13 protein-coding genes are annotated in these 12677 nt (G+C 30.9%); 3 read left to right on the top strand and 10 right to left on the bottom strand.

What is annotated here, in order from left to right; translation table 11 throughout:
* Positions 1 to 61: 61 nt before the first annotated feature.
* From B5X81_RS12750 to B5X81_RS12740, 3 genes are all read right to left on the bottom strand, one after another.
* Positions 62 to 1159 carry a D-alanyl-D-alanine carboxypeptidase family protein gene (locus B5X81_RS12750; RefSeq protein ID WP_079492182.1) on the bottom strand — a complete coding sequence of 366 codons (1098 nt, stop codon included), beginning with the start codon at positions 1157 to 1159 and terminating at the stop codon, positions 62 to 64.
* A gap of 46 nt (positions 1160 to 1205) precedes the next feature.
* Positions 1206 to 1658 (bottom strand): GerW family sporulation protein, encoded by a 453-nt coding sequence (gene ytfJ / locus B5X81_RS12745; RefSeq protein WP_079492180.1) that lies wholly within the window; start codon positions 1656 to 1658, stop codon positions 1206 to 1208.
* 159 nt (positions 1659 to 1817) lie between these two features.
* Positions 1818 to 2441, bottom strand: coding sequence for a DUF2953 domain-containing protein (locus B5X81_RS12740; RefSeq protein WP_079492179.1), 624 nt, complete (start codon positions 2439 to 2441; stop codon positions 1818 to 1820).
* A 259-nt stretch (positions 2442 to 2700) separates the two neighbouring features.
* Here B5X81_RS12740 and B5X81_RS12735 point away from each other — a divergent pair, with 259 nt between their 5' ends.
* From B5X81_RS12735 to speB, 3 genes are all read left to right on the top strand, one after another.
* Positions 2701 to 3240 carry a helix-turn-helix domain-containing protein gene (locus B5X81_RS12735; protein WP_079492177.1) on the top strand — a complete coding sequence of 180 codons (540 nt, stop codon included), beginning with the start codon at positions 2701 to 2703 and terminating at the stop codon, positions 3238 to 3240.
* Between the two features lie 194 nt (positions 3241 to 3434).
* Complete coding sequence (gene speE / locus B5X81_RS12730; RefSeq protein ID WP_079492176.1) at positions 3435 to 4289, top strand: polyamine aminopropyltransferase; 855 nt, start codon at positions 3435 to 3437, stop codon at positions 4287 to 4289.
* Positions 4276 to 5136, top strand: coding sequence for an agmatinase (gene speB, locus B5X81_RS12725; protein ID WP_139380325.1), 861 nt, complete (start codon positions 4276 to 4278; stop codon positions 5134 to 5136). The genes speE and speB overlap by 14 nt, the downstream gene beginning before the upstream one ends.
* A 9-nt stretch (positions 5137 to 5145) precedes the next feature.
* On the opposite strand, the gene scpB is transcribed toward speB, so the two are convergent.
* The 7 genes from scpB to hypF all read right to left on the bottom strand — a co-directional run bounded on the left by scpB (position 5146) and on the right by hypF (position 12677).
* Positions 5146 to 5694, bottom strand: a complete 549-nt coding sequence (gene scpB / locus B5X81_RS12720) for an SMC-Scp complex subunit ScpB (protein WP_079492174.1) — start codon at positions 5692 to 5694, stop codon at positions 5146 to 5148.
* A gap of 20 nt (positions 5695 to 5714) precedes the next feature.
* Positions 5715 to 6461: a segregation and condensation protein A gene (locus B5X81_RS12715; protein ID WP_079492173.1), complete on the bottom strand. Its 747-nt coding sequence runs from the start codon at positions 6459 to 6461 to the stop codon at positions 5715 to 5717.
* A 266-nt stretch (positions 6462 to 6727) separates the two neighbouring features.
* Positions 6728 to 7894, bottom strand: coding sequence for a D-alanyl-D-alanine carboxypeptidase family protein (locus B5X81_RS12710; protein WP_079492171.1), 1167 nt, complete (start codon positions 7892 to 7894; stop codon positions 6728 to 6730).
* 161 nt (positions 7895 to 8055) lie between these two features.
* Positions 8056 to 9066 carry a hydrogenase expression/formation protein HypE gene (gene hypE, locus B5X81_RS12705; protein ID WP_330397377.1) on the bottom strand — a complete coding sequence of 337 codons (1011 nt, stop codon included), beginning with the start codon at positions 9064 to 9066 and terminating at the stop codon, positions 8056 to 8058.
* Between the two features lie 11 nt (positions 9067 to 9077).
* Positions 9078 to 10163 (bottom strand): hydrogenase formation protein HypD, encoded by a 1086-nt coding sequence (gene hypD / locus B5X81_RS12700; RefSeq protein ID WP_079492168.1) that lies wholly within the window; start codon positions 10161 to 10163, stop codon positions 9078 to 9080.
* Between the two features lie 29 nt (positions 10164 to 10192).
* On the bottom strand, positions 10193 to 10435 hold the full coding sequence (locus B5X81_RS12695) for a HypC/HybG/HupF family hydrogenase formation chaperone (protein ID WP_244282086.1): 243 nt from the start codon (positions 10433 to 10435) through the stop codon (positions 10193 to 10195).
* The gene (gene hypF / locus B5X81_RS12690) at positions 10425 to 12677 is read right to left on the bottom strand and encodes a carbamoyltransferase HypF (RefSeq protein ID WP_079492167.1); all 2253 of its coding nucleotides are present in this window, start codon (positions 12675 to 12677) and stop codon (positions 10425 to 10427) included. Before hypF ends, B5X81_RS12695 begins: the two co-directional genes overlap by 11 nt.

Genomic DNA, 12677 nt, shown 5'->3' with positions numbered 1-12677 from the left:
TATTGACAATGCTTAGATTATGTTACATAAAAAAATCTGATTGATTAAATCAATCAGATTTTTATTTACTAAAGAAATTTTTAATTATATCTATAAGTTTCCTTTTTTCAATATTCTCCTTTGCAAATAACTCAGTAGTGCCAATAAGCCTATCTCCAATATAAATTTTTGCTTTTCCCAGCTTTTGTCCCTTTCTCACAGGTGCCTCATAGGTTTCATTGCATTCAAAAACAATATATATCTTATCCTTTTCTTCTTCTTTAACTGGTATAACTATATCTTCTTTAGCAATCATATAGGATCTCTCAACTTTACCGTTGTTAATCCGAAAGCTTTTTATATCATTATTTCTGGTTATCACTTTCTCGGGACTATATTCTCTAAATGCTTCTTCCATTAAAAAATAACAATCATTAAACCAATTTGGATCATTTAAAACCACGGATATTATCTGCATACCGTTTCTAGTTGCAGAAGTAACCAAACATCTGCCTGCTGCTCTAGTATATCCGGTTTTCACCCCGTCCCCACCTTTAAATTGATTCAAAGTTTTATTTTTATTGTAAAATGTATTATATCCTTCCCTTTCAGAAATCCATCTCTTTGTTCTAACTATTTTATTAAAATCTTCATTTAACAAAGCCTGCCTTGTAATTAGTGCTAAATCATAGGCTGTCGTATAATGATCTTTATGATGTAATCCATGTGGATTTTTAAAGTTTGTGTTATTTGCTCCTATTTCTTTAGCTCTTTTATTCATAAGATTGGAAAATTCTTCTATTGACCCTGAAATATGATAGGCTATGGCAGCTGCCGAATCATTTCCTGACCTAAGCATAAGTCCATAGACCAAATCCTTAAGTTTTACTTCTTCATCATACTTTAAATAAATTGATGAGCCTTCTACACCAACTGCATTTTTATCTACTTTTACAAAAGCTTCTAAATCTCCATATTCCAATGCCAATAATGCAGTCATTATTTTTGTTGTACTAGCCATGGGTTTTTTAGCTGAAATATTCTTTGAATATAATATTCTACCTGTTTTTACATCCATAACAATAGCACTATGAGCAGAATTAGCATATGAGTCTGTATAAGTTATAGATAAGATAATTATCATAATAAAGAACATATATTTTATTCTCTTTTTCAGCACATATATTCACTCCAGTTTTGAAACATTAAAGAGCGGTAAACCGCCCTTATTCTTCTTCATTGTCTTCGTCATCACTCTTTTTCTTACTTTTCTTATTATTTTTTTTATCCTGTGACTTTTCTCCTTGGATCTTGTCAATTAATTTGCTAGACAAGCCAACTAAATTCTCAAACATATTTGCACTTTGATCAACAGATAGTAATTTCATATTTTCCTTACCAACAATCATGAATGCCACAGGTTGTACTGATACTCCAGCTCCTGTTCCACCTGCAAAAGGCATGGACTGCTGGTCATTATCAGTATCGTCATCGATATCACTGCCACCTTTATATTCACCGCCTCCTGAAGCGAAACCAAAGGAGACCCTAGATATAGGTATAATAGTTGTACCGTCAGGTGTTTCAACAGCATCGCCAACTATTGTGTTTACATCAATCATCTGCTTTAAACTCTCCATTGTTGTCTTCATTAAGCCTTCAATTGGATGACTACTCATAATTTACACCACCTTAAAAAATTTATATGTTGAAACAATGTTAAACATTATTTTACACATCATAGAACATCTATATTTGGGGTACATTTTATGATGTATAAGCTTATTTATCAGCTTGCTTTACTATATAAACCCTATATATATGTTCATATTTTTTCACTAATTCCTTTTTCTATACCTTATCCGTAAGTATTTTAATCCTGCTATAATAATATAGCCTATTTTAAATGTAAATATACAATGTATATAGGTATCTAAAACTTGCTTTTTAAAATCAGGAATAATTTTAAAATGAATATTTTTAGGCTTATTTTTGACATTATTAAGTATGACAAATAGATTACTCATGAAAATATTTGCTATTCCCGTTGCTATTCCTGTAACAGCAGCATCTTCAAATCCAAATTCAGTTTTCCAAAATATTGTATTGAAATTAATTTTTTCTATTGAGTAAGTAATGACAGATTTATATTTTTTTGATATTCTAATACCTTCTTCAACTCTTTTTCTTATATTAACAAAGTCAGTATATCCATCATGCTTTGTCCAGGAATCACTTTTCATTTTAACTTCTATATCTTCATCATTAACGCCATCTATTTTTTTACTTTTTTTAGTAATCTTAAAGGAACCTAGCTCTTTCTTTAATTTTACTAGGCCGTACAATAATTTTATTTTTATAATTAATTTATTATCTTTATTATTTTTAAAAGCCTTTAAATCTATATTTACCGATGAAATAATAATTAAAAATATTGCAAATAATATAACTAAACTGAGCAATTTAGTCACCTCAAAATTCTTCTATTTTATATGTTAAACAATGTTAGATATTATTAATCAGCTTTCAACTACAATGGGTTGAAGACCCTTTGTCCTTATAAATATCTTTTCCAATATTATACTTTGATAAACCCTATAAATAATTTTTCATAAAAATTGAATAATTCACTTGACATTTACGGTTTTTTATATGATATTTAATAAATGTAAACAAAAAGTTTAATATTTGTATTACTTTTATTATATATGGGGTGATATTTTGAATATCGGAGAAAAAATTAGAAGACTAAGACGTGTTAATAACTTAACTCAGGATGAACTTGCAAATAGGTGTGATCTGACAAAGGGATTCATTTCACAAATTGAAAGAAATCTGACTTCCCCTTCTATAAATACATTAATAGATATTTTAGAAGCATTGGGAACAGATATAAGCAATTTCTTCAATGAAAAAATTGATGAAAAAATAGTCTTCTCTAAGGAGGATATATATGAAAATCATTATGAGGATTACGGTTATCTAATTTCATGGCTAATTCCAAATGCTCAGAAAAATGAAATGGAGCCAATATTAGTTACAATTTCAGGAAAAAGTAGTACTAAAGAAGACCAGCCCCATGAAGGAGAAGAATTTGGTTATATCTTGAAGGGTAAAATAAATTTAATACTTGGTAATCAGATTTATAAAATTAAAAGTGGTGAAAGCTTCTATTTTAAATCCAATAAATCACATTATATAGACAATCCATATAATAAACCTGCTATTATTCTTTGGGTTTCTACACCACCGTCATTTTAATATTACATACTCAAAAGTGAAGTTGGAAAAACTAATTATGATATCTATCTTTGTAAATCTATTATAGGGATTTAAGTACAGACTTTAATTTATACATCTTTAAAACTCCCAGACACTCTGAATATATAAATTAAGTTTTACTATGTAAACCTTATATATTTCAAAAAACTATAAACATAGTAGGAGGTAAAAAAATGGAGCTATGGTATTCTGAAAAGCATACAAATAATGTTAAATTTTCACTGAAGGTTAAAGAACATATTTTTTCTTCCCAAAGTAAATTTCAAAAAGTAGATATTTTCGACACATATGAATATGGTAAATTGTTAACCTTAGATGGATTAGTTATGGTAACAGAAAGAGATGAATTTGTGTATCATGATATGATTGTTCACACAGCTATGGCTGTTAATTCTGAAATAAAAAACGTTTTGGTAATAGGTGGAGGCGATGGAGGAACTGTAAGGGAACTTGTAAGATATCCCTTTGTTAAACAGGTTGATATGGTTGAAATTGATAAAATGGTTGTAGATGTATCCAGAGAATATTTACCTACTATATCATGTGAATTGGACAATGAAAGGGTTAATGTTTTATATGAAGATGGAATAAAGTTTGTAAAAGATAAAAACAATTTCTATGATTTAATATTAATCGATTCCACTGATCCAATAGGCCCTGGGGAAGGTCTCTTTACTATAGATTTTTATACTAACTGCTATAATGCTTTAACTGATAAAGGTATACTTATCAATCAAAATGAAACTCCAATATATGATGAATTCTTTAAGGTAGGTATAAATTCAAATAGAAAACTAAAAAAAATGTTTCCAATAGTTGAAGTCTATGGAGCCAACATACCAACTTATCCTGGTGGATACTGGCTTTTCAATTTTGCCTCTAAAAAATACAATCCCATAGATGATTTTAATGAGGATAAATGGAATTCCTTAAATATAAAAACCAGGTATTATAATACCAATTTACATAAAGGATCCTTTGCACTTCCAAATTTTGTTAAGGAGAAGCTGGAAGATGGAAATGTTTAACAAATACTGCTTTATAGGCTGTGATACTGATTTTGAGGAAAGTAATTTAGTCATTTTTGGAGCACCCTTTGACGGAACCTGTACATTTAGACCGGGCTCAAGATTTGGACCGTATAAAGTAAGAATCGAATCATATGGATTAGAAACTTACAGCCCTTATCTTAATAGAGACCTAGAGGATTACAAGGTTCATGATGCAGGAGATTTGGATTTAACCTTTGGTAACACTTTTTCTGCTTTAGAAAACATTGAAAACTTTGCAAAAAAAATTATTGCGAAAAATAAAAAGCCTCTAATGATAGGAGGCGAACACCTTGTTACATTACCTGTGGTAAAGACTGTATATGGAAAGTACAAGGACCTTATAATACTACACTTTGACGCACATACCGATTTGAGAGAAAATTATATGGGAGAAAGCCTATCCCATTCAACTGTCATCAGAAGAATTTGGGATTTTATTGGAGATGACAAAATATATCAGTTTGGAATTCGATCAGGGTTAAAAAAGGAGTTTTTATGGGCTGAAAAAGGTGGTCATACTTTTATAAATAAATTTGGTTATGACAAGCTAAGTGAAATAGTATCAGTAATCAAAGACAAACCGGTTTATGTTACAATAGATCTTGATATACTGGATCCATCAATTTTCCCTGGAACTGGAACCCCTGAGCCTGGCGGAATTTCCTTCAAAAACATGTTAGAAATACTTAAAACTATAGATTCCCTTAATATAGTTGGTGCAGATGTTGTTGAACTAGCTCCAGATTATGATCCAACGGGTGTATCAACGGCTGTGGCATCCAAAGTAATTAGAGAATTAATGCTCGTAATGCAGGATTTTTAAAGCAAGAGTCTATTTCTCAGTCTCTTGCTTTATTATATCAAAATCACCAAACACTTCCACTTCAGGTAAATCATCCAGATTTTTAAATCCAAAGGCCTTTAAGAATGTATCTGTTGTACCATATACAATGGGTCTTCCAGTTTTTTCAAGCCTCCCCTTTACTTCTATTAATTCTCTGTCCATCAATGTGCTGATTGGCTTGTCACATTTTACTCCTCTAACACTTTCTATCTCATGCTTTGTAATGGGCTGCTTATATGCAATTATTGCTAAAACCTCTAATGTTGGCTGAGATAATCCCCTGTTTTGTGAAGTTATGCATAATTTCTCAATATAAGGATGATTTTCCAGTCTTGTTGCCAATTGAAAGCAATCGTTTACTTCAATTATTTTAATTCCTCTATGCTGCACTTCCAGTTCATTTTGAAGTTCCTTTATATATTCTTTAACCTTCCTTTTAGGAAGTTCCAATACTCTAGATAATTCTTTAATATTTAGAGGTTCCCCCCATACAAACAATATGGACTCTATAATCGACTTTATTTCTTTATCATCCATAAGCTAATTTATTACCCCCTTTAAGCTGACTTGAAAATATATATTTCATCAAACAAGTTATCTTGCTTTATATCAATAACCTTTAGCTTCAATAATTCAAGAACCGCTAAAAAAGTTACAACAATCTCTAATCTACAGTTGTTTTCATTAAACAGATCATCAAATTTTATATTTTCATTTTTTTCAAGCTTGCTTTTTAAAAGTGATATCTTATCTTCAACTGTATATATATCTCTTTTCAATTCCTTAAAAAATCTTTTCCTATTTATATCCATTTTGTTGATTTTTTGTAATACTCTGTTTACTGACTTTATTAACACTTCCTCTTTTAAATTCAAATCCGTCTTTTTAATCATATCTTTATTTATAAAATCCTCCAGTTGTTCCTGGGATTTAAAATGAACCTTGCCATATTTATCTTCTCTATGCTTAAAATACTCTGCAATATTCTTATATTTTTTATATTCTATTAATTTTATTACTAAATCCCTTCTTGGGTCAAGTCCCTGTATATCAAATTCTAATTGTTCCTCAATGGGATTAGGAAGAAGCATCTTAGATTTAATCTCAAGAAGTGTAGCAGCCATTACTAAAAATTCACTTGCCACTTCCATATCCAAATTTTTCATCTGACTTAAATAATTTAAATACTGCTCTGTTACCTCTGATATAGGTATATTATATATATCAATTTCATTTTTCTCAATCAAATGAAATAATAAGTCAAATGGCCCTTCAAAGGCTTCAAGTTTCACCTCATAATTCATAGAAACACCTCAATTGAATCATTCTTTATGTAAAATATAATTTTATCACTAATTAGTCTTCTCATCAATCATCCTATCTAAATTGAACTATCCTTCACAAACTATTTTTTACTATTTTATCATAAATGCAGTAAATAATCCTTTGTGTAAACAAACTATTTTTGCTGCAAAACCACATGCACATAAAAACCACATATTATCAGTAATGTTTTTCTGAAAATATGTGGCTTCTAAATTTAATTTTTTTCAAATTTTAATCTTACTTTTTATTGTGAAACACTTTTGAGCATCTTCCCTAATGTATCGAACATTGATGCCTTTTCACACCCGACTTCAGTTATCAAATCTATCTTACCAAGATTTTCGCCACTATTGTTTGTTACAATAATCTCGCCTACCTTTTGTCCTTTTTCAAAGGGTGCTTTGATTGCTTCAGGTAAAACTATTTCTTTCTTTATATCCTGCTTATTACCTTTTTTAACTAGAACCCTTAGGTCTTCCTTAGCAATTATATTGACCTTATCTGCCTTTCCTTTTTCAACATTAATCTCCTTAATTACTTCTTTGTTTTTTGCAATTACTAAGGATTCATATGAAGCAAAGCCATAATCAAGGAGCTTCTTAGATTCCGCAAATCTTACTTGAGATGTAGGACTCCCCAATACAACGGCAATAAGAGTAAAATTATTTCTTGTAGCTGAAGCCGATAGACAATATCTTGCTTCCTGTGTAAATCCAGTTTTTATTCCATTGGCACCAGGATATGTCCTTATAAGCCTATTGGTGTTAACCAGTTCAAGGGTAGCTCTACCTTTTTTGCCCACCTTCATGGAAGACATCCATATTTTCAACCATTTATGTATCATAGGGTATTTTAATAACTCTCTGGACATTAGAGCAATATCCCTAGCTGAGGTATAATGGCCTTCCTCCGGTAACCCATTTGTATTCATAAATTGAGTATTATTCATCCCAAGCTGAGTAGCCTTTTCATTCATTTTTTTTACAAAAACCTCTTCTGTCCCGGCAATATGTTCAGCTATGGCGACACAAGCATCGTTGGCTGATGCAACTGCAATACCCTTTAATAGCTGCTCTACAGTTTTCTGTTCTCCAGGTTCAAAATAAAGCTGGCTTCCACCCATACTTGATGCTCTCTCACTAATAATCACTTTATCTTCCAAGGTTATTTGTTTATTATCAATAGCCTCCATAGCCAATAGCATTGTCATTATCTTAGTTACACTGGCAGGCGGCAGTTTTTGGTCAATATTCTTTTCATATAGTATTTTTCCTGTTCCAGCATCTATTAAAATTGCTGACTTAGCATCTAAATCAAATTCTATACCACTGGAGTAGGTAAAAGAACTAATAAATAGTAATACTGCACTAATTGCTAAACACATTATCTTCTTATTACAATTATTTTTCATCTCCATTCCTCCTAAAATATATTGATAATCTTATGTTATCCATTGAAATAATTGCTTATGCATGGAAAAAAATCTTGTTTGAAAGAACTGCTTTAAACCTTGTATTAATGTCAATTCCTATTTTTAACAATATGGAATGGATAGAATCAAATAATTAATTTTCAGCATATTCTAGGCAATAATTCCCCTTCACCCATAGTTAATAATCTAGTTCCTTGTATTTTAGTTTTTAAATATACATTATTCCTATTATCATCAATAACCTCACCAATTATTTTAGAATCTCTACCTAATGGGTTTTTTTTCATAGCTTCAAGGACTTTTTCTGCATCATCCCTTGAAGCTATAACAACAAGCTTGCCTTCATTAGCCACATATAATGGATCAAACCCCAATAACTCACACATACCTATTACCTCATCTCTAATTGGTATATCTTTTTCATTTATAACCATACTTATTTTACCTAATTCTGCTATTTCATTTAATGTTGTGGCTAAACCTCCTCTAGTAGGGTCCCTCATAAATTTTATATTTTCACTAACCTCTAAAATATCCTGAGTTAGTATATTTAACAAACTACAATCACTTTTTATATCTACAGAAATACCTAGATCTTCCCTTTCATTTATTACACAAATTCCATGGTCTCCTAATGTTCCACTAACTATAACAATATCTCCTCCTTTTATATTGTTAGCACTTAAAATTCTATTATCATCTTCTATTATTCCTATTCCCGTTGTATTTATATATATTTTATCACCTTTCCCCCTTTCAACAACCTTAGTATCTCCAGCAATTATATTTACATTTGCCTTTTTTGCTGTTTGTGCCATTGATACAACTATTTTTTCTAATGTATCTATATTTAATCCCTCTTCTATTATGAAAGCAGCTGTTAAATATACAGGCTTGGCGCCACTTACTGCCAAATCGTTTATTGTTCCGCATATAGATAATTTTCCAATATCTCCTCCAGGAAAGAACAGGGGTCTTATAACAAAGGAATCTGTTGTAACAGCTATTTTACTACAATTTAATTTTTGCAGTAAACTTGAATCATTTTGCTGCATGAGTATATCATTTTGGAAATGCTTAAAGAATATATTACTTATAAGGTCACTATTTACCCTTCCTCCACTTCCATGAGCTAAAGTTATTACTCTCAAATTAACACTCCTCATCTCATATTGTACTTATAGTAGGCCATACAAATTCCCTCTTGTGTTATCATACATGGACCTACTGGATTCGTAGGACTGCAAACCTTAGAAAACAATTTGCACTCTGTAGGCCTTTTTAGTCCCCTGAGAATTTCACCACATAAACAATCACTATTAATATCAGATGATGGTATCTCTATTTTAAATTTTGACTGTGCATCATATTTTTTGTACCTTTCTTTTATTCTAAATCCTGTATTTTCAATAACTCCAAGTCCTCTCCACATACTATCTGCTAAATCAAAAACCTCATTTATAATGGCTATAGCCTTTGTATTTCCTTCATATTTTACAATCCGACTATAAATATTCATAACCCTAAATTCCTTTTCATTTATCATTTTCACCAAAAAATAAATGGCTGAAATTACATCACAGTATTCAAATCCTGCTATTACCCCAGGAAATTTAAACTCTTTGGCTAAAAATTCAAATGGTCTAGCTCCAATAACTGAACTTACATGTCCTGGACATAGAAAACCATCTATTTTTATTTCTTTATCTAAAACCAGCTTTCTTATAGCATTTGGTATTGTTTTCATTGCTTGCAGCACACTAAAATTTTCAATATTCTCCTTCTCAGCCTTGTAAATACTAAGGGCTATAATTGGTGCTGTTGTTTCAAAGCCAACACCTAGAAACACCACTTCTTTTCTGGGATTTTCATATGCAATTTCAAGGGCTTTAAGAGGAGAAATTACTACGCGAATATCTCTTCCCAAGGCCTTCTCAATTTTAAGGGAGCTGTAGGTTCCCGGAACTTTCATCATATCTCCAAAGGTGGCTATTATTACATCCTTACTCCTGGACAAATCAATAGCAGCATCTATATATCCACCGCATGTCACACAAACTGGACAACCTGGACCTGATATTAAATCTATATTTTCTGGTAACAAATTTCTTATTCCATTTTTAAATATCGCCATTGTATGGGTTCCACATACTTCCATTATCCTTATATCCTCTTTAACTTTATCCACCATTTCATCTAATATTTTTTTGGCTAGCTCAGAATTTTTAAATTCTTTAATATATTTCATACACATAACCTCAAAGTTGTTTGTATTCGCTAATCTTCAACAATCTCATTAAATATTTTCAAAGTTCTTTCAGCCTCTACTTTGTCTATTTTTTGTATAGCACATCCAACATGTATTAGTACATAATCCCCTATATTTAAGCTTCCTACCAAGCAAGTGCTCACCTTTGTTCTAACTCCTCCAAAATCTACCAGAGCCATGTCTTTATAAACCTTAATAACTTCAGCTGGAACTGCTATACACATATCATCACTCCCTTTATCAATTCTCACAATTTGCACCTGCTATTACTATTTGTCCAAGAGATATTCCGCTATCATTGCAGGGAATTATCTTATGGGTATAGACTTCAAAGCCTTGGTCTAATAGTTTTTCATATATTCCTTTAAAAAGTATTTCATTTTGAAATACTCCACCACTTAATACAATTTTATATATCTTGTATTTTTCAGCTATAATATTGCACATTTCTACAGAAAAATCTATTAGTGTATTATGAAATTTATTAGATATAAAGTTATATCCTGTACCTATATTTATATCCTTAATTATTTCCCTTATAATCCTATTTGTATTTATAATATACTTTTCATTTTTAAATTCTATGTCATAATTATATCTGCTATTTTCATTCATATCCGCCATACTCTCCAAAAGTATTGCTGCTTCACCCTCAAAGGTTATTCTACCAGTATATCCGGTTATAGCTGATACAGCATCAAATAGTCTTCCCATACTAGAACACTGTGGGGAATTTATATTGTTTTTAATCATATATAATACTGGTCCTATATTTCTATCCTTTAAAACCCTGGGCATATATTTATATACTTCATTTCCATATGCATTATAAATATAGCTTATGGCCATTTTCCAGGGTTCTTTAGTTGCAGCATCTCCACCAGGCATTCTTACATAATTTATATGTCCTACTCTTTTAAAATCCTTATAATCGCATAGTAAAAATTCTCCTCCCCATATACTCCCATCGGTTCCATATCCAATCCCATCATAGGTGATACCTATGACATTATCGTCAATATCATTTTCCACCATACAGCTTACTATATGGGCATGATGATGCTGTACCGGTATTTTTTCTATATCCTGCCTAGCTGCGTATTCCATAGACCAATAATTGGGGTGGATATCATAGGCTATGACGCTAGGAGTTAGATTATATATTTTTTTTATATGGGATAGGATATTTTCAAACCTATTATATGTTTCAAGATTTTCTATATTTCCTATATACTGGCTTATAAATATTTTATTATTCTTGGATAATGCAAAGGTATTTTTTAACTGTGACCCACAAGCTAATATGTTTCTTTTATTTTTTATGTCTATATAAACAGGAGAATATCCTCTGGCACTTCTTAAAACCCTTTCTTTATTTAAAGTAACTACTACCACTGAATCATCTATAGGAGTATATATGTCTCTATTGTGAATTAAAAAATAATCAGCTATAGGTTTTAATATTTCAATAGCCTCTTTGTTTCTATAGATTATAGGCATCCCACTTGGATTGGCACTAGTCATTATTAAGACTTCTATATTCTCATCAAAAAGGAGGTAGTGAAGAGGTGTAAAGGGAAGCATTACTCCTAATTTATTGTTATTAGGTGCAATATTCTCTGGAAGTTGGGATATTTTTCTATTTAAAAGGACTATAGGTCTTTTATTACTTGTTATAACCTCTTCCTCTTTGGCATTTATATTACAATATTTTTTTACAGTATCAATATCCTTCATCATAAGTGCCAGAGGTTTTTTAGGTCTATGCTTTCGATTTCTAAGGATTTGTACTGCTTTTTTATTTTTAGCATCACAGCTTAAATGGAAGCCTCCAAGACCCTTTACAGCTATTATTTTTCCTTTTTTTATAAATTTAGCAGCTTCTTTTATAGGATCTATACATATTATTTTATAACCACAGTTATCTATTAACTCCACCTTTGGTCCACAGCTTGGACAAGCGTTGGGCTGAGCATGAAATCTCCTATTTAGAGGATTCATATATTCATAACAGCAATTATCACACATTTGAAATTTATCCATAGTTGTTGCTGGTCTATCATAGGGCAGTTTTTGTATTATAGAAAACCTTGGTCCGCAATTTGTACAGTTAGTGAAGGGATATCTGTATCTTCTATTCTTTGGATTAGCAATATCCCTTAAGCAATCCTTACAAATCCCCATATCAGGAGGTATTAAAGTTACTGTATCTTTTTCCCTATCACTTTTTTCTATCTTAAAGCCTTTATAATTCACTAATTGTCTATTCTCTATAATAATTTCCTCTATTTTAGACACAATCGGTGATTTATGCTTTAAGTTATATGTAAAACTGTTGATTTTCTCTATAGTTCCTTCAACATCTATATATACACCCTTTGAAGTGTTTTTTACCCATCCCTTTAAATTATTTTCACGTGCTATTTTATAGACAAAGGGTCTAAAACCAACTCCCTGAACAATTCCTTTTACTGTTATATATCTTCTAACCAT

The organism is Maledivibacter halophilus (genome assembly GCF_900167445.1).
GTDB lineage: Bacteria > Bacillota > Clostridia > Peptostreptococcales > Caminicellaceae > Maledivibacter > Maledivibacter halophilus.
Note: the sequence above shows the minus strand (reverse complement) of the source record. Positions and strands in the feature narration are given on the sequence as shown.

Bases quoted from the DNA above. Each gene is read 5' to 3' on its own strand.
- B5X81_RS12710 (WP_079492171.1), bottom strand. From the start codon at position 7,894: ATGAAAAATAATTGTAATAAGAAGATAATGTGTTTAGCAATTAGTGCA.
- speE (WP_079492176.1), top strand. From the start codon at position 3,435: ATGGAGCTATGGTATTCTGAAAAGCATACAAATAATGTTAAATTTTCA.
- ytfJ (WP_079492180.1), bottom strand. From the start codon at position 1,658: ATGAGTAGTCATCCAATTGAAGGCTTAATGAAGACAACAATGGAGAGT.
- speB (WP_139380325.1), top strand. From the start codon at position 4,276: ATGGAAATGTTTAACAAATACTGCTTTATAGGCTGTGATACTGATTTT.
- scpB (WP_079492174.1), bottom strand. From the start codon at position 5,694: ATGGATGATAAAGAAATAAAGTCGATTATAGAGTCCATATTGTTTGTA.
- hypF (WP_079492167.1), bottom strand. From the start codon at position 12,677: ATGGTTAGAAGATATATAACAGTAAAAGGAATTGTTCAGGGAGTTGGT.
- hypD (WP_079492168.1), bottom strand. From the start codon at position 10,163: ATGAAATATATTAAAGAATTTAAAAATTCTGAGCTAGCCAAAAAAATA.
- B5X81_RS12715 (WP_079492173.1), bottom strand. From the start codon at position 6,461: ATGAATTATGAGGTGAAACTTGAAGCCTTTGAAGGGCCATTTGACTTA.